The organism is Vibrio sp. JZG120 (assembly GCF_053890955.1).
In genome coordinates this window covers 206,437-227,660 of record NZ_JBSRRK010000008.1, presented here as the reverse complement: position 1 = coordinate 227,660, position 21,224 = coordinate 206,437, and the positions used below count along the sequence as shown (strand labels likewise).

18 protein-coding genes and 2 tRNA genes are annotated in these 21,224 nt (G+C 44.7%); 17 read left to right on the top strand and 3 right to left on the bottom strand.

Features of this window, described 5'->3' with window-relative positions:
- The first annotated feature begins 65 nt into the window (after nt 1-65).
- A complete protein-coding gene (locus tag ACWPOD_RS17250; protein ID WP_395197865.1) occupies nt 66-911 on the top strand; it encodes a magnesium transporter in 846 nt (281 codons plus the stop codon).
- On the opposite strand, the gene dacB is transcribed toward ACWPOD_RS17250, so the two are convergent.
- Nucleotides 890-2,311 carry a serine-type D-Ala-D-Ala carboxypeptidase gene (gene dacB / locus ACWPOD_RS17245; protein ID WP_182019893.1) on the bottom strand — a complete coding sequence of 474 codons (1,422 nt, stop codon included), beginning with the start codon at nt 2,309-2,311 and terminating at the stop codon, nt 890-892. The genes ACWPOD_RS17250 and dacB overlap by 22 nt on opposite strands.
- A 186-nt stretch (nt 2,312-2,497) precedes the next feature.
- On the bottom strand, nt 2,498-3,508 hold the full coding sequence (locus ACWPOD_RS17240; protein ID WP_012841444.1) for a porin: 1,011 nt from the start codon (nt 3,506-3,508) through the stop codon (nt 2,498-2,500).
- Nucleotides 3,509-4,052: 544 nt separating this feature from the next.
- Here ACWPOD_RS17240 and greA point away from each other — a divergent pair.
- The gene (greA, locus tag ACWPOD_RS17235) at nt 4,053-4,526 is read left to right on the top strand and encodes a transcription elongation factor GreA (RefSeq protein ID WP_005380065.1); all 474 of its coding nucleotides are present in this window, start codon (nt 4,053-4,055) and stop codon (nt 4,524-4,526) included.
- Nucleotides 4,527-4,609: 83 nt separating this feature from the next.
- On the opposite strand, the gene yhbY is transcribed toward greA, so the two are convergent.
- Nucleotides 4,610-4,906 carry a ribosome assembly RNA-binding protein YhbY gene (gene yhbY, locus ACWPOD_RS17230; protein ID WP_005380066.1) on the bottom strand — a complete coding sequence of 99 codons (297 nt, stop codon included), beginning with the start codon at nt 4,904-4,906 and terminating at the stop codon, nt 4,610-4,612.
- Between the two features lie 138 nt (nt 4,907-5,044).
- Between yhbY and rlmE the strand changes: the two genes are divergently transcribed.
- The 15 genes from rlmE (at nt 5,045) to nlpI (ending at nt 21,130) form a co-directional block, all read left to right on the top strand.
- Nucleotides 5,045-5,674 carry a 23S rRNA (uridine(2552)-2'-O)-methyltransferase RlmE gene (rlmE, locus tag ACWPOD_RS17225; RefSeq protein WP_005388985.1) on the top strand — a complete coding sequence of 210 codons (630 nt, stop codon included), beginning with the start codon at nt 5,045-5,047 and terminating at the stop codon, nt 5,672-5,674.
- Nucleotides 5,675-5,782: 108 nt separating this feature from the next.
- On the top strand, nt 5,783-7,756 hold the full coding sequence (gene ftsH / locus ACWPOD_RS17220) for an ATP-dependent zinc metalloprotease FtsH (RefSeq protein WP_085342669.1): 1,974 nt from the start codon (nt 5,783-5,785) through the stop codon (nt 7,754-7,756).
- Nucleotides 7,757-7,808: 52 nt separating this feature from the next.
- Nucleotides 7,809-8,639 carry a dihydropteroate synthase gene (gene folP / locus ACWPOD_RS17215; RefSeq protein ID WP_456232100.1) on the top strand — a complete coding sequence of 277 codons (831 nt, stop codon included), beginning with the start codon at nt 7,809-7,811 and terminating at the stop codon, nt 8,637-8,639.
- 19 nt (nt 8,640-8,658) lie between these two features.
- Nucleotides 8,659-9,999, top strand: a complete 1,341-nt coding sequence (gene glmM, locus ACWPOD_RS17210; protein ID WP_005394663.1) for a phosphoglucosamine mutase — start codon at nt 8,659-8,661, stop codon at nt 9,997-9,999.
- A 221-nt stretch (nt 10,000-10,220) separates the two neighbouring features.
- Nucleotides 10,221-10,559 (top strand): preprotein translocase subunit SecG, encoded by a 339-nt coding sequence (gene secG / locus ACWPOD_RS17205; RefSeq protein ID WP_005394661.1) that lies wholly within the window; start codon nt 10,221-10,223, stop codon nt 10,557-10,559.
- 16 nt (nt 10,560-10,575) lie between these two features.
- Nucleotides 10,576-10,659, top strand: a tRNA-Leu gene (locus ACWPOD_RS17200).
- Between the two features lie 56 nt (nt 10,660-10,715).
- Nucleotides 10,716-10,792 (top strand) — tRNA-Met (locus ACWPOD_RS17195).
- A gap of 225 nt (nt 10,793-11,017) precedes the next feature.
- Nucleotides 11,018-11,473 carry a ribosome maturation factor RimP gene (gene rimP, locus ACWPOD_RS17190; protein WP_005394659.1) on the top strand — a complete coding sequence of 152 codons (456 nt, stop codon included), beginning with the start codon at nt 11,018-11,020 and terminating at the stop codon, nt 11,471-11,473.
- 36 nt (nt 11,474-11,509) lie between these two features.
- Nucleotides 11,510-12,997, top strand: coding sequence for a transcription termination factor NusA (gene nusA, locus ACWPOD_RS17185; protein ID WP_005380084.1), 1,488 nt, complete (start codon nt 11,510-11,512; stop codon nt 12,995-12,997).
- 22 nt (nt 12,998-13,019) lie between these two features.
- Nucleotides 13,020-15,728: a translation initiation factor IF-2 gene (gene infB / locus ACWPOD_RS17180; protein WP_012841448.1), complete on the top strand. Its 2,709-nt coding sequence runs from the start codon at nt 13,020-13,022 to the stop codon at nt 15,726-15,728.
- A gap of 114 nt (nt 15,729-15,842) precedes the next feature.
- Nucleotides 15,843-16,238, top strand: coding sequence for a 30S ribosome-binding factor RbfA (gene rbfA, locus ACWPOD_RS17175; protein ID WP_005394657.1), 396 nt, complete (start codon nt 15,843-15,845; stop codon nt 16,236-16,238).
- A complete protein-coding gene (gene truB, locus ACWPOD_RS17170; protein WP_258656079.1) occupies nt 16,238-17,191 on the top strand; it encodes a tRNA pseudouridine(55) synthase TruB in 954 nt (317 codons plus the stop codon). Before rbfA ends, truB begins: the two co-directional genes overlap by 1 nt.
- A gap of 141 nt (nt 17,192-17,332) precedes the next feature.
- Nucleotides 17,333-17,602 carry a 30S ribosomal protein S15 gene (gene rpsO, locus ACWPOD_RS17165; RefSeq protein WP_005380094.1) on the top strand — a complete coding sequence of 90 codons (270 nt, stop codon included), beginning with the start codon at nt 17,333-17,335 and terminating at the stop codon, nt 17,600-17,602.
- 292 nt (nt 17,603-17,894) lie between these two features.
- Nucleotides 17,895-20,030 (top strand): polyribonucleotide nucleotidyltransferase, encoded by a 2,136-nt coding sequence (gene pnp / locus ACWPOD_RS17160; protein WP_005394655.1) that lies wholly within the window; start codon nt 17,895-17,897, stop codon nt 20,028-20,030.
- Between the two features lie 179 nt (nt 20,031-20,209).
- The gene (gene nlpI / locus ACWPOD_RS17155) at nt 20,210-21,130 is read left to right on the top strand and encodes a lipoprotein NlpI (RefSeq protein ID WP_012841449.1); all 921 of its coding nucleotides are present in this window, start codon (nt 20,210-20,212) and stop codon (nt 21,128-21,130) included.
- The last annotated feature ends 94 nt before the right edge of the window (nt 21,131-21,224 follow it).

The window sequence follows — 21,224 nt, the reverse complement described above, 5'->3', positions numbered from 1 at the left end:
GTATGCAAGATTGACTTTGCGTGCTTTGTCGATGGTCGTTACCAATGCCAATCGGGAGATTCGCCATGACGGTAATGAACAACACTTTTATTGAAACAACACCAAACTTTTCTGAAGTAGAAATTGGTGCAGCTCGCAATGCATTTTTGCAGTATGAGAAAGAGCAACAAGTCCATTTGCTTACGATCATGCCGATTGATGAGGCGGTAGGTATTTTGCAGCATTGCTCTGTCGGTTATGTGAATAGTCTTATTGCTCAACTTGAGCAAGCTGGCCATGACAAACGCGCACGTCATTATGCTCACCAATTGGGTTTGCATATGTCTGAAGTTGATACACCTGATGGTTATTTATCGACTAGTGTTTTGGGGCACGTGAAGCAGCGTATTGGGTGGATCATTGCACTGGCACTTTTAGGGATTGTGTCGGGTTTGATCATTGCTCAGTATGAGGACACCCTTAGCCAGCTCGTTTTGCTTGCGGTGTACATGCCTGTGATCGCTGCGGCTGGTGGTAATACAGGAACACAAGCTGCAACTTTGGTGATTCGTGCTCTTGCAACTGGGGAGCTAAAGAAACGCCAATGGCTAGAAGTTTTGTGGAAAGAGAGCCGCGTTGCTCTATTTATTGCGTTAGCTATCGCTATCGTGATGATTGGACGCATTATGTTATTTAGTGCCGGTCAATCAACTGGGGGCTTTGAACTTACCGATATCGCATTGGCAATAGCGGTTGCGTTATTCATCCAAGTAACAATTTCTACAACATTAGGTGGGCTGCTACCAATTATTGCACGAGCTTGCAAGATGGACCCAGCAGTATTGGTGAGTCCAGTGCTTGCATCTATCGTCGATATTTCAGGGATGTGGATATACTTTAATGTGGTGAACTATTTCTTGGGTATCGCCTGACTAAAGTTCACAATATCACTATAAAAAAGCTGCTCAAAATGTGTAATAGGGGCGATGACAGGTTTGTTATCGTCCCTTTTTTCTGGGAAGTAGTCTGAAACAAACTGAACAAAAACGGTATTAGGTTGACCATTTTTATCCAAGCCATATCCGGCCATGTTGTAAGTTCCGTAGAGGGAGCCGCTTTTGGCGATCAATTGTCCTTTAATTGGCAACTTTCGCATACTTTGTCGGTACTTTAGTGTGCCTGACTCACCTGACTTCGGCATGATGGCGATCAGTTTAAGCTCGTCTTCGTGCTTCCAAATATAACGAAGAATTTCCGCCATTTTGGTGGCGGAGATACGATTGTTTCGTGAAAGTCCTGAGCCGTCTTCTAGGCGCGCATTACGAATATCAATACCAGTATTGGCGAAAATGATCTGCTTGATCGCCTCTGTACCGTTGGCAAAGCTACCTGACTGAACAAAAAACTTAGCGCCAAGTGTTTTGGTTAATGTATCTGCAATCAAGTTATCAGAGTTTTTAAGCATCTCTTCCAGAATGTCTGGTAATGCCTCTGATTGATGCATGGCGATTAGCTTGCGCTGTTTTTCCGGAGCCGAACCGATCCTAATCTTTCCTGATAACTCAATATTGAGCTGCTTAAGCAAAGCTGCCAATCTATGGCTAGTATAAAGTTCGGGATCTTGAACGGCAAATTTAAGTGGCAATGGTTTCTCCCTCTCAACTAAGCATCCAGTTAGCTTGTAGTTGTTATCAGGGTTTGCGACTAAGCCTAAATCGCAATGACGACTTTTCTTAATCGTTTTAGAAACGGTCTCGACAGTACTTGTTACACGAATAGGTTGATGCTCAGGTACGTAGACTCGAGTCCCACCGTCTTTTTGCGTATAGATAGAAGCCTGCACGCAGTTGTTATTGAGTGTGATGGTCGATGCCGGAGCGCTGTAGCAAACTCCCAAGATATCCCACGGCCAGCCCACTGCACGGTTGTAACCAGTGAATGCGCTGTTATCGAGCCATAAGTCACCGTCAATACGTTTTAAGCCATTTTTCTTGGCTAGGGTAAGAAGTGATTTTAAATCGTTGGTTTGGAGCGTTGGATCGCCGACAAAGTAAATCACTGCGTCTGAGCTCGACGCTTCTAGCTTGGTTCGAAAGCGGAAGTTATCACCCAGCTCTAACTTCGCCGCTAATGCTGTGACGATTTTTAATGTACTGGCTGGTGGGAACAGTTGTTCGGTAGGATGAACACCGTCAAGTTCAGCATTCTCACTGAGTTTTTCTGCGACTAAACTGATGCGAGAGCCTTCCGGCAACACTTTTTGATGAGGGTACGCTTGTGAAAAAGCAGAAAGTAATGAAGAGAATATGAGCAAGGGCCAACGTAAACGCATAATGATACTTTCTAAGGTGAGTTATGTGATTGAGTATACGCAAGTCCTTTCAATATGCTAGGTAACTAAAGAAATGCTTTGTATGTCATCAGGAATGAGACATGAGAGAAAGGCGCGCGGCTTAAAATGGAGTATAAAAAATGCCCGCTTGAAGCGGGCATTCGATATTCTAGTCAAAGACCGGAATTAGAAGTCGTAACGTAGACCTAGAGCTAGCTCGTCTTCAGCATCGATCTTGTTCGCAACTGTCTTACCGCTAGTTGAGCCGAACTTATCGCCAGCGTCAATTAGGTTGAAGTTGTAAGAAACGTAACCGCGGAAGTTAGGTTTGAAGTAGTAAGAAGCATCAACAGCGAAGTTGTTTGCAGAAGTTTCGTTGTCAGTTTCTGCATTGTTGTACGTTGTTGTGAATACTGTTTGACCTAGCGTGTAAGCACCCGCTAGTTCGTAACCAGTGTAATCAACAGTGTTGTTGAATGTGTCAGTCATTTTTTCGCCATCTGTGAAGATACCAGCGAAGTAAAGATCAGACATTGTGTAAGATGCAGCTAGCATGTACTCGTTTGCATCGTATTGGTCTGCGTAACCAGCACCAAGCTCAAGACCAGTGTCTGCTACAGCGTAGATAGCTGATAGAGAGTAGCCGTCTTGTTTGTTATCAGAGTATTCACCGTTTTGTTCTACACGGTCAGCGAAGCGGTAGCTTGCTTTAACACTTAGGTTTTCGAATTGACCTTTGTAAGCCATCATGTTGTCTGTACGGTCTGCTACAGCTAGTTTGTCTGCTGCAGAGTTACCGTGGTAAGCCATGATATCTGTGAAGTCAGTGATAACGCCTAGTGCACCTTCAGTTTTACCGTATGCGAACTCACCGTAAGCACCGCCAAGACCAGCGTAAGCAAGACGAGTTTCTAGATCGCTCTTGTCATCGCCGTCTACAGTACCGTTTTGAGCAGTCTCAAATTCACCTTCCCAGAAACCAACACCGTATAGGTTGTCATTGATCTCTTGTTTACCAAGGAAGTTTAGACGGATGCGAGATTTGTCTTGAGCATCGCCATCTTTCATAGATAGACGTGCTTCAGCACGGCCGCCCATTTCTAGAGAAGTGCCGTCTTGGTTGTAAAGTTCAGCTGCGTTTACGCCAGTTGCCATAGCTGCTGCAGATACAGAAAGAGCAATTAGAGTCTTTTTCATCTTATTTGTCCTAGTTAGCTGTCCATAATCATTGTTGTATGGGGGAGAGGTAATCTCTCACAAGTTGTTGGTCTATAATCGGCCAATGAGCGGTATAATTCGCCCTTGTAAGCCTTTGATCTAACAACTCGCTGGACATGTTTTACTGCTAAAGTTTCCGTATGAGTTAGTAAAATGATATAAATCGTATCGATGAACACTGTTCGATTGTTCTGGTTTTTTGTTTAACTTTTTGTTTTAAATAAGATTTTGTGGCTATAACATTCGTCTGACATTGATTAGTTTTTATCTTTTTTGATGTTTTTTGTGTAATGAACAGTGTTGTTTTTCAACAAATTGCGACAGTGATGCACTCTAGAATCGTTCTAAAAGTGACTTATATCATTATGCCGAAAGGGCATAGTCTTACAGCCTTTCGAATTAAGATGATTTCGTCCGGGAGTTTGTTTACACTAAATGAAATACATCTTTAAGCGCACTACCCAGCCCTATGGCAGGGTGGGCTTTTTTTGTCCAAAGACCCATTTGGGCTTGAGGTTATAAAATGGAAAAAGTTCCAATGACACTACGTGGCGAGCAAAAGCTACGTGCAGAACTCGATCGTCTACTTAAACTACGTCCTCAAATTTCAGAGGCAATCGCTGAAGCTCGTGAGTTAGGTGATTTAAAAGAGAACGCAGAATATCACGCCGCTCGAGAAGAGCAGGGTATCTGTGAAGCACAAATCCGTGACATTGAATACAAACTATCAGTTGCTCAAGTAATTGATGTAACGAAGATGGAAAACACGGGTAAAGTTATTTTTGGTTCAACCGTAACCTTGATTGACATCGACACCGAAGAAGAAAAAACATACCAAATTGTTGGTGATGACGAAGCAGACATTAAAGCTGGCCGTATTTCAGTAAGCTCACCAATTGCTCGTGGCTTGATCGGTAAGATGGAAGGCGATGAGGTTGCTATTCAAACTCCGGGTGGCGCGAAAGACTTCGAAATCGACCGAGTAGAGTACATCTAAGTCGTTGAGAGTAGTCTGTTACTCCAATAAAACGCAAAAAGGTCGCCAATGGCGACCTTTTTTCTTCAGCAACGTAAGTAGAATTACTTACGAGGGATTTCGATTTTACGCTCTTCAGACTGGCGGTACAGCACAAGCACTTTACCAATAGTCTGAACTTTTTCTGCGCCCGTCTCACGTACGATAGCGTCGATGATTAGCTGTTTTGTTTCACGATCTTCTGAAGCAACTTTTACTTTGATTAGTTCGTGATGGTTAAGAGCGATTTCAATTTCTGCTAGCACGGCTTCTGTAAGTCCATTTGCGCCCATTAGCACGACAGGTTTTAAACTGTGAGCTAGGCCTTTAAGGTGCTGCTTTTGTTTGGTGCTTAGGTTCATTACGCGGCCAATTTTCTTTAAAATAAGGGTTGAAAAAAGCTATTTTAACGCCATCTATTGCTGAAGACTATAATTTATTGAGTAATAGGTAGCGCCTATTAAAACAATAGCTCCAATTTGCGCCTTGTTGGGATTAAAATGAGTAAACAAAAACATTCGGCTAGTTCTGGTCGTTGGTTGAAAGAACACTTTGATGATAAATACGCGAATGAGGCTCGTAAAAAAGGCTATCGCTCACGTGCTTATTTCAAGATCGATGAGATTCAAACGAAAGATAAATTGTTAAAGCCTGGGATGACAGTCGTCGATTTGGGTGCGGCACCGGGCGGGTGGTCTCAATATGCTGCTAAGATAGTAGGAGACAGTGGTCAGATCATTGCGTGTGATTTGCTTCCTATGGACCCGATTGCAGGTGTCAGCTTTTTACAAGGCGACTTTCGCGATGATGCAGTATTGGAAGCTTTGCTAGAAAGAATCCAACCTTCAATGGTAGACGTAGTAATGTCTGACATGGCACCTAATATTGCGGGAAATAACTCTGTTGACCAACCTCGTGCTATGTATTTAGTTGAATTGGCTTTAGATATGTGTCGACAAGTTCTAGCGCCTAATGGTAGCTTTGTCGTAAAGGTTTTCCAGGGGGAAGGCTTCGATCAGTATGTGAAAGAAGTCCGAGACATGTTTAAAGCCGTAAAAATTAGAAAACCAGACTCATCGCGAGCTCGCTCTCGAGAAGTCTTTGTTGTAGCCACTGGTTACAAAGGTTAACCATTTTGCTCTCTTGAGAGCGTGTTAACACTATAGCTACAGTGAATGAACTGTAGTACCCTACCTTTAATTACAATTAGTTATCGAGAGGCTTACACCTTGAGTGACATGGCAAAAAATTTAATTCTGTGGCTTGTTATCGCCGTCGTATTGATGTCGGTATTCCAGAGCTTTGGCCCTGGAGAAAGCAATGGCAGAACCGTGGATTACACCACGTTTGTACAGGAAGTTGGCCAAGGCCAGATTCAAGAAGCAACTTTTAAAGACGGTGAAATTAGCTTTGTTCGTCGTGGCGGCGGTGCCAAAATGGTCACTTACATGCCAGTGTATGACCAAAAGCTTCTAGATGACCTAATTAACCAAAACGTGAAAGTACAGGGCACGCCTCCAGAAGAGCAAAGCTTGCTTGGTACTATTTTCATTTCTTGGTTCCCAATGATCTTACTGATTGGTGTATGGATTTTCTTCATGCGTCAAATGCAAGGCGGCGGCGGTAAAGGCGCCATGTCTTTTGGTAAGAGCAAAGCTCGAATGATGAGCGAAGAACAAATCAAGACAACTTTTGCTGACGTCGCTGGTTGTGACGAAGCAAAAGAAGACGTGAAAGAGCTGGTGGACTACTTGCGTGATCCAAGCCGCTTCCAAAAACTGGGCGGTAAGATTCCTACTGGTGTGTTAATGGTTGGTCCTCCTGGTACTGGTAAAACGCTTCTAGCGAAAGCCATTGCTGGTGAAGCAAAAGTACCATTTTTTACCATCTCGGGTTCAGATTTCGTAGAAATGTTTGTGGGTGTCGGTGCATCTCGTGTACGTGACATGTTCGAACAAGCTAAGAAAGCAGCGCCTTGTATTATCTTCATCGATGAAATCGATGCGGTAGGTCGTCAGCGTGGTGCTGGTGTTGGTGGTGGTCACGATGAACGTGAGCAAACACTAAACCAAATGCTAGTAGAGATGGATGGTTTCGAAGGTAACGAAGGTATCATCGTAATCGCTGCAACTAACCGTCCAGACGTTCTTGACCCAGCGTTGCTACGTCCTGGTCGTTTTGACCGCCAAGTAGTGGTTGGATTGCCAGATGTACGTGGTCGTGAGCAGATTCTAAAAGTACACATGCGTAAAGTCCCTCTAGCAGGTGACGTAGAGCCTTCTCTAATCGCTCGTGGTACACCAGGCTTCTCTGGTGCTGATTTAGCAAACCTAGTCAACGAAGCGGCGCTATTTGCTGCGCGTGGTAACAAGCGTAACGTTTCTATGGTTGAATTCGAATTAGCGAAAGACAAAATCATGATGGGTGCCGAGCGCCGTTCAATGGTGATGTCTGAAGAGACAAAAGAGTCAACGGCTTATCACGAAGCAGGTCACGCAATTGTTGGTCGTTTAGTACCTGAGCACGATCCAGTGTACAAAGTGTCGATCATTCCACGCGGTCGCGCGTTGGGTGTGACTATGTACCTACCGGAGCAAGACCGTGTCAGCATGTCTCGCCAGCATCTAGAGTCTATGATCTCTAGCTTGTACGGTGGTCGTCTAGCGGAAGAACTCATCTACGGTGCTGATAAAGTCTCAACAGGCGCGTCAAACGATATTGAACGTGCAACTGATATTGCTCGTAAGATGGTTACTCAATGGGGTTTCTCTGAAAAGCTTGGTCCTCTACTGTATGCAGAAGATGAAGGCGAAGTGTTCTTAGGACGTAGTGTAACTCAGACTAAGCATGTATCTGACGATACGGCGAAGTTGATTGATGATGAAGTTCGTCAGATCATTGACCGCAACTATGACCGTGCGAAGAAGATTCTTCAAGAAAACATGGATATCATGCATGCGATGAAAGATGCGCTGATGAAGTATGAAACCATTGATGCTCGTCAAATTGATGATTTAATGGAGCGCAAAGCTGAAATTCGTGAGCCTGCGGGTTGGAGTGATAACTCAACTAGCAAACCTGAAGACAGCGAGAAGCCTCAAGCAAAGCCAGAAGTTAAAGAAGAAGCAACGGACGCTGCGAAAGATGCAGAAAAGTCTAGCTCTTCAGAAGCGACTTCTAGCGAAGCGCCTGAAAAGAAAGACTCTGAATAAAGAGTGTTGATAATAATAAACCCCGAGTTATCTCGGGGTTTTTGTGTTTATGATGATGATTACAGCAAATAACAAATCTTTAGATCTTTCCCGTCCACATGTTATGGCCATTCTAAATGTGACTCCGGATTCCTTTTCGGATGGTGGTAAATACAACTCGATTGAACTCGCCCTTGCTCAAGTTGATAAAATGATAAAGGCTGGTGTAAGCATTGTTGATGTTGGTGGGGAGTCGACAAGGCCTGGCGCGCCAGATGTGTCTTTAGAAGAAGAACTTCGACGTGTTGTCCCAGTAATCAAGGCCATTCGTGAAAAGTACGATGTGTGGATTTCGGTCGATACCAGTAAAGCGGAAGTTATGCGTCAAGCTATTGATGCTGGTGCAGATTTGATCAATGACATTCGATCTTTGCAAGAACCTGGTGCTCTCGAAGTCGCAGCAGAAGCAAAGCTTCCAATTTGTCTGATGCATATGAAAGGTCAACCTAGAACCATGCAAGTTTCACCTCATTATGATGATTTGATGAGCGACGTATCTGCCTTTCTAGAAGAACGTATCGCGGCATGTGAAGCAGCAGGGATTGATAAATCTCAACTGATTCTCGATCCTGGGTTTGGCTTTGGCAAAACGATAGAACACAATTATCATATGCTCGCTCATCTTGAAAAGTTTCATGAATTCGGCCTGCCAATTTTGGCTGGCATGTCTCGTAAGTCAATGATTTTTAAGTTGTTGGATAAGCCAGCGGCTGAATGTACAAATGCGAGTGTCGTTTGCGCTACGATTGCAGCAATGAAAGGCGCGCAGATCATTCGTGTGCATGACTTTGAAGAGACAATCGAAGCAATGAAAGTTGTTGAGATGACGAAAAACAATATTTAAAAATAATAAAGGAAAGTTTATGTCGAATAAAAGACGTTACTTTGGTACTGACGGTGTGCGCGGTAAAGTAGGACAATACCCAATCACTCCGGACTTCGTACTTAAGCTTGGCTGGGCTGCTGGTCGTGTACTAGCAAAACAAGGCACAAAGAAAGTTATTATAGGTAAAGATACGCGTATCTCCGGTTATATGCTTGAATCTGCATTAGAAGCAGGCCTTGCTGCAGCGGGACTTAAAGCAACATTTACTGGTCCAATGCCAACCCCAGCAGTGGCATATTTAACTCAAACTTTCCGCGCAGAGGCGGGGATTGTGATTTCTGCATCGCATAACCCATATTACGACAACGGCATTAAATTCTTTTCTTCTGAAGGTACTAAGCTACCTGACGATATCGAGTTGGCGATTGAAGCTGAGCTGGATAAAGACATTGAATGTGTTGAGTCTGCAGAACTTGGTAAAGCCACTCGTCTAAATGACGCTGCAGGCCGTTACATCGAATTCTGTAAGAGTACTTTCCCATCTGAATTGAGTCTTGCAAACTTTAAAATCGTGGTAGATTGTGCGCACGGTGCAACGTACCACATTGCTCCAAATGTCTTCAAAGAGCTTGGCGCAGAAGTTATTGCAATGGGCGTAGAGCCTAACGGCATCAACATTAATGAAGAAGTGGGCGCAACAGATGTTCGTGCGCTTCAAAAGCGTGTCGTTGAAGAGCAAGCGCACCTTGGTTTAGCATTTGATGGTGATGGTGACCGTATCATTATGGTCGACCACCTTGGCAACAAAGTCGATGGCGACCAAATTGCTTACATTATTGCTCGTGATGCTCTTCGTCGTGGCGAGCTAAAGGGTGGTGTAGTTGGTACGTTGATGACTAACTTGGGCATGGAAAATGGCTTAAAGCAGCTAGGCATTCCATTCGTACGTGCCGCTGTTGGTGACCGTTATGTCATGGAACAACTGCTAGAAAAAGGCTGGAAAATTGGTGCTGAAAACTCAGGCCATGTGATCTTATTAGATAAAGTCACCACGGGCGATGCGATTGTTGCAGCACTGCAAGTGCTTGCTTCTGTAGTTGGCAGTGATATGTCTTTGCATGAGCTATCGCAAGGCATGACGTTGTATCCTCAGGTTCTAGAAAATGTCCGCTTTGCAGGGGAAAGTAATCCTCTTGAAGCTCAAGCAGTACTAAACGCCGTCGCCGAAGTAGAAGCTACGCTGGGTGATAAAGGACGTGTATTGTTGCGTAAATCTGGCACAGAGCCTTTGATTCGCGTTATGGTGGAAGGTGAGGATGGCGAGCTAGTTCAAAGCTCTGCACTGAAAATTGCCGAAGCTGTAAAAGCAAGTTGTTAATCATTGCGTTAAAGTGTGCAGTGAATGAAAAGGGCATCTTTTGCCCTTTTTTTGAGCGCTTAGCGCATTGGCATTGATTTTTTACTAATTTTCCCTTGTCAGCGTTACCGGCTTTCGCTAGTATTGCTCCGCCTCCCGTTAGGAGGTCGCTAGCCTTGTTCAATTATGATTTATTCTCTTGAACGGCGCTGGCTCAACAATTTGGAACATAGGTGGAAAAAATGTTTTCAGTTCTACTTGTGATTTACCTGTTGGCAGCGCTTGGTGTGATTGGCCTTGTGTTGATTCAACAAGGTAAAGGCGCAGATATGGGAGCCTCGTTCGGTGCTGGTGCTTCAAACACAGTGTTTGGTGCTGGCGGCTCAGGTAATTTCTTAACCCGAACAACTGCTATTTTAGCAACCGTATTCTTTATCGTTAGCTTGTTGCTTGGTCGTATGTCTACGCACAAGATTGAATCACAATGGGTAGACCCAACATTAGGTCAACCAGTTGTTGAACAAGTTAAGGATGCAGCGAGTGAAGTTCCAGCCCCTGCGGGTGATGAAATTCCTCAATAAGCTGTAAGGTTTTGATGCCGAGATGGTGAAATTGGTAGACACGCTAGCATGAGGTGCTAGTGCCTTAGGTGTGAGGGTTCGAGTCCCTCTCTCGGCACCATGTATTTACAAACTTGTAAATCACTTGTTTGCGAGTATAATGCTCAGCAAGTCGGACGCGGGGTGGAGCAGCTTGGTAGCTCGTCGGGCTCATAACCCGAAGGTCGTCGGTTCAAATCCGGCCCCCGCAACCAATCTCTTTCTTTAAGAAGAAATCGTAGATTGGCAAGTTTGCGTAGTGCTAACCACACTACGAGTTAAGAGAAGCATTTGTTGGCTATTCTTAACGTATCAGGGTCCAGCAGCATAAAACCCCGACTATCGGGGTTTTTTGTTATCTGAGCTTTTTGAAATAGCTCAGAGACTGCTTGGTTTTTTGATTGGGCTCTGAGCCCTTTTTTTGTTTCTGGAGTGGTTAAATGACTGGTTTAGAAAGACAACTTACTGAAATGCTTGAAGCACCAGTAGAGGCATCAGGCTATGAGTTGGTTGGATTAGAATTCATTCGTGCAGGCGCGCACTCAACGTTACGCATCTACATTGACCATGAAAATGGTATTAACGTGGACGACTGTGCAGAAGTTAGCCACCAAGTTAGTGCGGTTTTAGACGTTGAAGATCCAATTTCTGTTGCTTACAGCCTAGAAGTGTCTTCTCCAGGTTTAGAAAGACCACTTTTTAAAGCAGCACATTACGAGCAATTTATTGGTCACGAGGTCAGCATCGTATTGAAAATGGCTGTAGCAAACCGTCGTAAGTGGAAAGGTATTATCCACGGCGTTGATGGCGAAACAGTGACAATTACTGTAGACGGTCAGCAAGAAGAGTTTGCTCTAAGTAACATTTCCAAAGCTAACCTGATTCCTAAATTTTAGTTCCCTAAAAAAGTTTAAGCTTAGAGGCTAAATACAATGAGTAAAGAAATTTTAGCGGTAGCAGAAGCGGTATCGAACGAAAAAGCGGTACCTCGTGAGCGTATCTTTGAGGCTCTTGAGATTGCTCTAGCAACTTCTACAAAGAAAAAATACGAAATCGAAATCGACGTACGTGTTGCCATTGACCGTAAAACTGGTGAGTTTGTGACTTACCGTCGTTGGTTAGTTGTTGATGATGTTGAGAACCCTACAAAAGAGATCTCACTAGAAGCAGCACAGTACGAAGATGACTCAATCGAGCTTGGCGACTACGTAGAAGACGAAATCGAATCAGTAACGTTTGACCGTATTACGACTCAAACGGCTAAGCAAGTTATCGTACAAAAAGTTCGTGAAGCTGAACGTGCACAAATCGTTGAGCAGTTCATCGACAATGAAGGTGATCTAATCACTGGCGTTGTGAAAAAAGTAAACCGCGACACAATCGTACTTGACCTTGGTAACAACGCTGAAGCGGTAATCCTACGTGATGACCAACTTCCTCGTGAAAACTTCCGTCCAGGCGACCGCGTACGTGGCCTTCTTTACAAAGTCGCGCCAGAAGCACGTGGTTTCCAACTGTTCATCACTCGTTCTAAGCCTGAAATGCTGGCAGAACTATTCCGTGTTGAAGTGCCTGAAATCGCTGAAGATATTATCGAGTTGAAAGGCGCGGCACGTGATCCTGGTTCTCGCGCTAAGATCGCTGTCAAAACAAATGACAAACGTATCGACCCTGTAGGTGCGTGTGTTGGTATGCGTGGTGCACGTGTACAAGCTGTTTCTGGCGAACTTGGTGGTGAGCGTATCGATATTGTGCTTTGGGATGATAACCCAGCTCAATTCGTTATCAACGCAATGGCGCCAGCTGATGTTGCTTCTATCATCGTTGATGAGGATGCACACTCAATGGACATCGCAGTTGAAGCTGACAACCTAGCGCAAGCTATCGGTCGTAACGGTCAAAACGTGCGTCTAGCATCTCAACTAACAGGTTGGGAACTGAATGTTATGACAGTTGCTGATCTTCAGAAGAAACACGCTGAAGAATCACAAGCATCTATTGAAAACTTCATGAAGTACCTAGATATTGAAGAAGACTTCGCTCAACTTCTTGTTGAAGAAGGTTTCTCAACGCTAGAAGAAATCGCATACGTGCCAGTTAACGAGCTACTAGAAATCGATGGTTTGAATGAAGAACTAATCGAAGAGCTTCGTGGACGTGCAAAAGATGCACTAACGACGATAGCACTAGCACAAGAAGAGTCTTTTGAAGGTCTAGAACCAGCTGAAGATCTGCTTGCACTTGAAGGTCTTGAGCGTGAGATGGCATTTAAATTGGCAGCGAAAGGTGTAGCGACACTGGAAGATCTTGCTGACCAAGGTATTGACGATTTAGAAGGTATCGAAGGCCTGACCGAAGAACGTGCAGGTGAGCTAATTATGGCCGCACGTAACATCTGTTGGTTCGGCGAAGAAGCATAATTTTCGGCAAGGAGGAAGCGGCATGACACAATTAACAGTTAAAGCACTGAGTGATGAGATTGGTACGCCAGTCGACCGCTTGATTGAACAACTTGCTGACGCTGGCATTAAAAAGGCGAGCTCTGACAATGTTACTGATGAAGAGAAGCAGAAGCTTCTCTCTCATCTAAAGAAAGAACACGGTGATAAATCAGGTGATTCAGAGCCGACTCGCCTTACGCTTCAGCGTAAAACTCGTAGTACACTTAGTGTGAACGCGGGTGGTGGTAAGAGTAAGAATGTTCAGGTTGAGGTGCGCAAAAAACGTACATACGTGAAGCGCAGCACAATTGAAGATGAAGCGAAACGTGAAGCTGAAGAAGCAGCACAACGTGAAGCAGAAGAAGCAGCAAAACGTGCAGCAGAAGAAGCTGCAAAACGTGAAGCTGAAGAAGCTGCAAAACGTGAAGCTGAAGAAGCTGCGAAACGTGAAGCGGAAGAAAAAGCGAAACGTGAAGCTGAAGAAAAAGCGAAGCGAGACGTAGATACGAATGCACAACGCAATGCTGAAGAAAAAGCAAAGCGTGATGCTGAAGAGAAAATTAAGCAAGAAGCAGCGCGAAAAGAGGCCGACGAGCTTAAACGTCGTCAGGAAGAAGAAGCTAAGCGTAAGGCTGAAGAGGAAAGTCAGCGCAAGCTTGAAGAAGCTCGCGAATTGGCTGAAAAGAATAAAGAGCGTTGGTCTGCTGCAGAAGAGAAAAAGGGTGATATGGAAGATACAGATTACCATGTAACGACTTCACAATACGCACGTGAAGCCGAAGATGAAGCAGATCGCAAAGTAGAGAGCGGTCGTCGTAAGAAGAAAAAAGCTTCAGGTAAAGACGACCAAGCTCGCGGTGGCCGTAACAACCAACGTGGCGGTAGAGGTCGTAAAGGCAAACTTGCTAAACCGACTTCAATGCAGCATGGCTTTGATAAGTCAGCAACGGTTGCTAAGCAAGACGTTGTAATTGGCGAAACGATCGTTCTATCAGAACTTGCTAACAAGATGTCGGTTAAAGCGACAGAAGTTATCAAAGTAATGATGAAGATGGGCGCTATGGCGACTATCAACCAAGTGATCGACCAAGAAACAGCACAACTTGTTGCTGAAGAAATGGGCCATAAAGTAGTTCTTCGTAAAGAGAACGAACTGGAAGAAGCGGTACTATCTGACCGTGACACTAACGCGGAAGCAGTTCCACGTGCTCCAGTTGTTACTATCATGGGTCACGTTGACCACGGTAAAACGTCAACACTTGACTACATCCGTCGCACACACGTTGCTTCTGGCGAAGCGGGTGGTATTACTCAGCACATTGGTGCGTACCACGTTGAAACAGACAACGGCATGATCACGTTCCTTGATACTCCTGGACACGCAGCGTTTACTGCAATGCGTGCTCGTGGTGCTCAAGCGACAGATATCGTTGTTCTTGTAGTTGCAGCAGACGATGGCGTAATGCCACAAACAGTAGAAGCGATTCAGCACGCGAAAGCGGCAGGCGTTCCTCTAATTGTTGCTGTGAACAAGATCGATAAAGAAGACGCGAACCCAGATAACGTTAAGAACGAGCTTGCTCAATACGACGTTATTCCTGAAGAGTGGGGCGGTGAGAACATGTTCGTTCACATCTCTGCTAAACAGGGTACAAACATCGATGGTCTTCTAGAAGCAATCCTTCTTCAGTCTGAAGTTCTTGAACTTACAGCTGTAGCTGAAGGCATGGCATCTGGTGTTGTTGTTGAATCTCGCCTAGATAAAGGTCGTGGTCCAGTTGCAACAGTACTTGTTCAATCAGGTACACTAAACAAAGGCGACATCGTTCTTTGTGGTCAAGAATACGGCCGTGTTCGTGCAATGCGTGATGAGCTAGGTAAAGAAATTACTTCGGCTGGCCCATCTATCCCTGTAGAGATCCTAGGTCTTTCAGGTGTACCATCTTCAGGTGATGAAGCAACAGTAGTTCGTGACGAGCGTAAAGCGCGTGAAGTCGCTAACTACCGTGCTGGTAAGTTCCGTGAAGTGAAACTTGCTCGTCAGCAGAAATCTAAACTAGAGAACATGTTCTCTAACATGACTGCTGGTGAAGTTGCTGAACTTAACGTTGTACTTAAAGCAGACGTTCAAGGTTCTGTAGAAGCAATCGCAGACTCACTAGTTAAGCTATCTACTGACGAAGTTAAAGTGAACATCGTTGGTTCTGGTGTTGGTGGTATTACGGAAACTGACGTAGTACTAGCGGAAGCTTCAAACGCAATCATCCTTGGCTTTAACGTTCGTGCAGATGCTTCTGCTCGCCGTGCTGTTGAAGCCGCAGCTGTTGACTTACGTTACTACTCAATCATTTACCAATTGATTGACGAAGTTAAACAAGCAATGGGCGGTATGCTTGCTCCAGAATTCAAGCAAGAGATCATTGGTCTTGCTGAAGTTCGTGACGTGTTTAAGTCACCGAAACTGGGCGCTATCGCTGGTTGTATGGTTACAGAAGGTGTGATCAAGCGTAACAACCCAATCCGTGTACTACGTGATAACGTTGTTATTTACGAAGGTGAACTAGAGTCACTACGTCGTTTCAAAGATGACGTTCAAGAAGTTAAGAATGGCTACGAATGTGGTATCGGCGTTAAGAACTACAATGATGTTCGCGTTGGTGACCAAATCGAAGTCTTCGAAATCGTTGAAATTAAACGTACTCTAGACTAATTGACTAAAATTACTAATATTGTCTTTGAAAGATAAGTAGTAATTGGTTGTTGAATACACCATGGGGGGCTGGCTTTGACCAACCCCCCATTCTTTCTATATAAGAGTAAAGATATGTCAAAAGAATTTAGCCGCACGCAGCGCGTTGCACAGCAGCTGCAAAAAGAACTAGCGATGATCCTTCAACGTGAAGTTCGTGACTCTCGCCTTGGCATGGTGACGATCTCAGACGTAGAAGTTTCTCGTGACCTTGCTTACGCAAAAGTATTTGTAACCTTCCTATGTGTGGGTGAGCAAACACCAGAATCATGTCTAGCTGCACTACGCGAGCACGAAGTGCACATTCGCATGATGTTAGGTAAGCGCATTCGCCTACGTTTAACGCCAGAAATCCGCTTCCATTATGACAATACGCTTGTTGAAGGTATGCGTATGTCTAACCTAGTGTCTGAAGTGGTAAGCTCAGACAAGAAAAAGCAAAAAGATTCTGGTCGTGAGGACGAAGAATAATGGCTCGTCGTCGTAAAGGTCGTCCAATTAATGGCGTTATACTGTTGGATAAACCAACAGGTATCTCTTCCAATGATGCACTGCAAAAAGTAAAGCGAATCTACTTTGCTGAGAAAGCAGGCCACACTGGTGCCTTGGACCCATTAGCGACAGGCATGCTGCCAATTTGCTTGGGTGAAGCGACGAAGTTTTCTCAGTTTCTTCTAGATTCTGATAAACGCTACCGTGTGATCGCAAAGCTTGGTGAACGTACCAACACGTCTGACTCGGATGGTGAAGTCGTAGAGACACGTCCAATCGATGTTACGTTAGACAAGCTAGAAGCGTGCATTGAGAAGTTCCGTGGCGAATCTGATCAAGTACCTTCCATGTTTTCAGCGTTGAAATATCAAGGGAAACCCTTGTATGAATACGCTCGCAAAGGCATCGAAGTTCCGCGTGAATCTCGTAAGATCACGGTATACGAGATTGTTCTTCACCGTTTTGAAGGCGATGAAGTCGAGATGGAAGTTCATTGCTCAAAAGGCACCTACATTCGTACCATCGTGGATGACCTAGGCGAAATGTTAGGTTGTGGTGCGCACGTAACTATGCTTCGACGCACTGGTGTTGCGAAATACCCTTACGAGAAGATGGTGACACTTGAGCAACTGAATGAGTTACTAGAGCAAGCACACCGTGAAGAACGCGCTCCTCGAGAACTACTGGACCCATTGCTGTTACCAATGGATACTGCGGTAGAAGACTTACCAGAAGTCAACTTAGTGCCTGAACTGGCGGATATGGTTCAGCATGGGCAACCTGTTCAAGTATTTGGTGCGCTTACCGAAGGCTCACTTCGCCTTACCATGGGTGAAGAGCGTTTGTTTATTGGCGTTGGCGAAATGAACGAAGATGGCAAAATCGCTCCTAAGCGATTGGTTGTGTTCCGAGATGACGTCGCATCCAAGTAAATGATTGAAAATACCGACCTGAGTGTCGGTATTTTTATATTGCACGAGATAGGAAATTTCCCTATAATCCGCGCTTCGCGTAGCGGCTGAATCAGAGATTGGCTGCTACAACTTTAAACCTACTCTTATTAGGAGAGAATTATGTCTCTGAATGCAGAAACTAAAGCAGCAATCGTTGCAGAATACGCACAAGGCGAAGGCGACACTGGTTCACCAGAAGTTCAAGTAGCTCTACTTACAGCTTCTATCAACCACCTACAAGGTCACTTCAAAGCGCACAAAGGCGATCACCACAGCCGTCGTGGTCTTCTACGCATGGTTTCTCGTCGTCGTAAGCTTCTAGATTACCTAAAAGGTAAAAACCTAGCTCGCTACCAAGACCTAATCAAACGTCTAGGCCTACGTCGCTAATCAGCGACTGCATAGCAGTTTGTCTAAAAAGGGGCTTTATGCCCCTTTTTTGTTGCCTAAATTTAGCCAAATTAGACTTATGCCGTTATAATACTGGCGGCTAAACCTCGTAAGAGGTTTTCTCAAAAGCTCATAGCATTACAGTCAACCACGTCGACCAAAAGGTCGCGACTATTCAAAAGGAATTTCCGAGTTTCTTTTTACTAGTCGCGATTCGTAATGTCTTGAGTGTCAATTAACACATCTAAGATTTCTTTTAGCACTAAAGGAAGATTAGAAACAAGGAATAACAATGTTCGAAAAACCAGTTGTTAAAACGTTCCAGTACGGTAACCACACAGTTACTTTAGAAACTGGCGTTATTGCACGTCAAGCTACAGCAGCAGTTATGGTCACAATGGATGATACGTCTGTATTTGTATCTGTTGTAGGTAAAAAAGAAGCCGTTGCAGGTCAAGACTTCTTCCCACTAACGGTTAACTACCAAGAGCGTACTTACGCTGCAGGTAAAATCCCAGGCGGTTTCTTCAAGCGTGAAGGTCGTCCTTCTGAAGGCGAAACGCTAACAGCTCGTCTAATCGACCGTCCAATCCGTCCGCTATTCCCAGACGCGTTTAAAAACGAAGTTCAGGTTATCGCGACAGTAATGTCTGTAAACCCAGATGTTCAGCCAGATATCGTTACAATGATCGGTACTTCTGCTGCTCTTGCTATCTCTGGCATTCCATTCAACGGCCCTATCGGTGCGGCGCGTGTCGGTCATATCGATGGTCAGCTTGTACTTAACCCTAGCCAAACTGAACTAGAAACTTCTAAGCTTGATCTTGTTGTTGCTGGTACAGAATCAGCCGTACTGATGGTTGAATCAGAAGCGGACAACCTAACTGAAGAAGAAATGCTAGCAGCGGTTGTTTACGGTCATGATCAACAACAAGTTGCTATCAAAGCTATCAACGAATTCAAAGCAGAAGTGGCAACTCCTGCTTGGGATTGGGTTGCTCCTGAAGAAAACACAGCGCTTAAAGATAAGATTGCTGAGCTAGCAGAAGCGAAGCTTGTTGAGGCTTACAAAATCACTGAGAAGATGGCTCGTTACGACCGTATCAATGAGATCGCTGCGGAAGTAAATGAAGTTCTTCTTGCTGAAGATCCTGAAGCGGATACAAAAGAAATCCACACTATCTTCCATGATCTAGAGAAAACAGTTGTACGTCGTAGCATTATCGCGGGTAACCCTCGTATTGATGGCCGTGAAAAAGACATGGTTCGTGCACTAGATGTACGCACTGGTGTTCTTCCTCGCACACACGGTAGCGCACTATTCACTCGTGGTGAAACTCAGGCTATCGTGACGGCAACTCTAGGTACTCAGCGTGATGCTCAAATCATTGATGAGCTAACAGGCGAGCGTAAAGATCACTTCCTACTACACTACAACTTCCCTCCATACTGTGTAGGTGAGACTGGTTTTGTAGGTTCTCCTAAGCGTCGTGAAATCGGCCACGGTAAACTGGCTAAACGTGGTATCGCAGCAGTAATGCCATCGGTAGATGAGTTCCCATACACAGTACGTGTTGTATCGGAAATCACTGAATCTAACGGTTCATCTTCAATGGCTTCTGTATGTGGTACGTCTCTTGCGCTTATGGACGCAGGTGTGCCAATCAAGTCTTCTGTTGCGGGTATCGCAATGGGCCTTGTTAAAGAAGGCGACGACTTCGTTGTTCTTTCTGACATCCTTGGTGACGAAGACCATCTAGGTGATATGGACTTTAAAGTAGCAGGTACTAACACTGGTATCACTGCTCTTCAAATGGACATCAAGATCGAAGGCATCACTAAAGAAATCATGCAAATTGCGCTTAACCAAGCTCAAGGCGCACGTAAGCACATCCTATCTGTAATGGATGAAGCAATCTCTGGTGCCCGTGAAGACATCTCTGAATTTGCTCCTCGTATTCACACGATGAAGATTAGCGCAGAGAAGATCAAAGACGTTATCGGTAAAGGTGGTGCAGTTATCCGTGCTCTAACTGAAGAGACTGGTACAACTATCGAAATCGAAGACGACGGTACTATCAAGATCGCTGCAACTGAAGGCACTGCTGCGAAAGAAGCTATCCGCCGTATCGAAGAGATCACTGCTGAAGTTGAAGTTGGCCGTATCTACACGGGTAAAGTTGCACGTCTAGCTGACTTCGGTGCATTCGTAACGGTTCTTCCAGGCAAAGATGGTCTGGTACACATTTCTCAAATCGCAGAAAAACGTGTTGAGAAAGTGTCTGACTACCTAGCTGAAGGCCAAGAAGTTCAAGTTAAAGTTCTTGAAATCGACCGCCAAGGCCGTGTACGTCTAAGCATGAAAGAAGCGGTAGAAAAGCCAGCTGAAGAAGCTGCTGCTGAAGCACCAGCTGCGAAAGACGAGTAAGACAAAGTGAGACTTTCAGCCTTTTATTAGATTAAGGGCCTGAAAGCATGTTATAAAAGGGGAGCATTTTCGCTCCCCTTTTTTTGGTTTATTTCGACGCATTAACCTCAAACAAGGTTATCGCCTATATTGCATTAAGAGAAATAAATTTTGAGCGGTCCAAACAGGAGTATCAATTAGTGAAATGGTTTCAAACCGCAAGTTTATGTGTTGCTATCGCGCTGACCGGTTGTGCAAATACTTCTCAGCAATCAGCACAAAAGTGGCTATATCCACCGATGGCGGTGCCACTTCAGCCTAGCGTTCAACAAGAAGTACAAATCGCGCGTTTATCGCAGTTGCTACAACGTCCTGATCTCAGTGATGAAGTACGCGCTAAAATGCATTATGAGCGCGGTAGCTACTACGATAGCGTTGGTTTGCGTGATCTTGCCCGTTTGGACTTTAACCAGTCTTTGCAGTTGAATCCTGCTCAACCGGATATCTTCAATCTTTTGGGGGTGTATTTCACCCAAGTAGGGGAGTTTGACGCGGCTTATGAAGCGTTTGATTCGACCATAGAGTTGGCTCCGGATAATACCTATGCTGAGCGCAACCGTGCGATTGCGCTGTATTACGGTGGCCGAATCGATCTCGCTTTAGAAGATATGACCAAGCACTATCAAGAAATGCCAACGGATCCTTTTCGTTCATTATGGCTGTACATCATCGAAGCTGAGCAAAATCCAGAGCAAGCAAAAGCCAATCTTCAACAGCGTTATTTACGAGATCGTAGTGAAGAGTGGGGATGGGTTCTTGTTGCTATCATGCTACGAGACGTCTCGGACGAAGACGCTCTTAAAGCAATTATGGATGGAACGAGAGAGAACTATCGCCTAGCTGAACGATTGACGGAAACGTATTTCTACCTTGGAAAGCGTAATCAGCTTGAAGGTGATATCGCAAGTGCCATCTCACTTTATAAGCTCGCGATTTCGTTCAACGTTTACGATTATGTTGAGCATCGCTATTCTTTCTTGGAATTGGCGCAAATCTACGATCAATTACAGCAAGATAGATTGGCCAAGCTAAAGGCTGCTAAGAAGCAGGAAATTGAATGATTTAGAGCCGCTCGATGAGAGCGGCTTTTTTTATGATTGAACTTGATTAGTGACTCATTTAAAATAGTTAGCCTTGCTAACTAAGTGGCGGTGG

Bases quoted from the DNA above. Each gene is read 5' to 3' on its own strand.
- ACWPOD_RS17250 (WP_395197865.1), top strand. From the start codon at position 66: ATGACGGTAATGAACAACACTTTTATTGAAACAACACCAAACTTTTCT.
- dacB (WP_182019893.1), bottom strand. From the start codon at position 2,311: ATGCGTTTACGTTGGCCCTTGCTCATATTCTCTTCATTACTTTCTGCT.
- ACWPOD_RS17240 (WP_012841444.1), bottom strand. From the start codon at position 3,508: ATGAAAAAGACTCTAATTGCTCTTTCTGTATCTGCAGCAGCTATGGCA.
- greA (WP_005380065.1), top strand. From the start codon at position 4,053: ATGGAAAAAGTTCCAATGACACTACGTGGCGAGCAAAAGCTACGTGCA.
- yhbY (WP_005380066.1), bottom strand. From the start codon at position 4,906: ATGAACCTAAGCACCAAACAAAAGCAGCACCTTAAAGGCCTAGCTCAC.
- rlmE (WP_005388985.1), top strand. From the start codon at position 5,045: ATGAGTAAACAAAAACATTCGGCTAGTTCTGGTCGTTGGTTGAAAGAA.
- ftsH (WP_085342669.1), top strand. From the start codon at position 5,783: ATGGCAAAAAATTTAATTCTGTGGCTTGTTATCGCCGTCGTATTGATG.
- folP (WP_456232100.1), top strand. From the start codon at position 7,809: ATGATGATTACAGCAAATAACAAATCTTTAGATCTTTCCCGTCCACAT.
- glmM (WP_005394663.1), top strand. From the start codon at position 8,659: ATGTCGAATAAAAGACGTTACTTTGGTACTGACGGTGTGCGCGGTAAA.
- secG (WP_005394661.1), top strand. From the start codon at position 10,221: ATGTTTTCAGTTCTACTTGTGATTTACCTGTTGGCAGCGCTTGGTGTG.
- rimP (WP_005394659.1), top strand. From the start codon at position 11,018: ATGACTGGTTTAGAAAGACAACTTACTGAAATGCTTGAAGCACCAGTA.
- nusA (WP_005380084.1), top strand. From the start codon at position 11,510: ATGAGTAAAGAAATTTTAGCGGTAGCAGAAGCGGTATCGAACGAAAAA.
- infB (WP_012841448.1), top strand. From the start codon at position 13,020: ATGACACAATTAACAGTTAAAGCACTGAGTGATGAGATTGGTACGCCA.
- rbfA (WP_005394657.1), top strand. From the start codon at position 15,843: ATGTCAAAAGAATTTAGCCGCACGCAGCGCGTTGCACAGCAGCTGCAA.
- truB (WP_258656079.1), top strand. From the start codon at position 16,238: ATGGCTCGTCGTCGTAAAGGTCGTCCAATTAATGGCGTTATACTGTTG.
- rpsO (WP_005380094.1), top strand. From the start codon at position 17,333: ATGTCTCTGAATGCAGAAACTAAAGCAGCAATCGTTGCAGAATACGCA.
- pnp (WP_005394655.1), top strand. From the start codon at position 17,895: ATGTTCGAAAAACCAGTTGTTAAAACGTTCCAGTACGGTAACCACACA.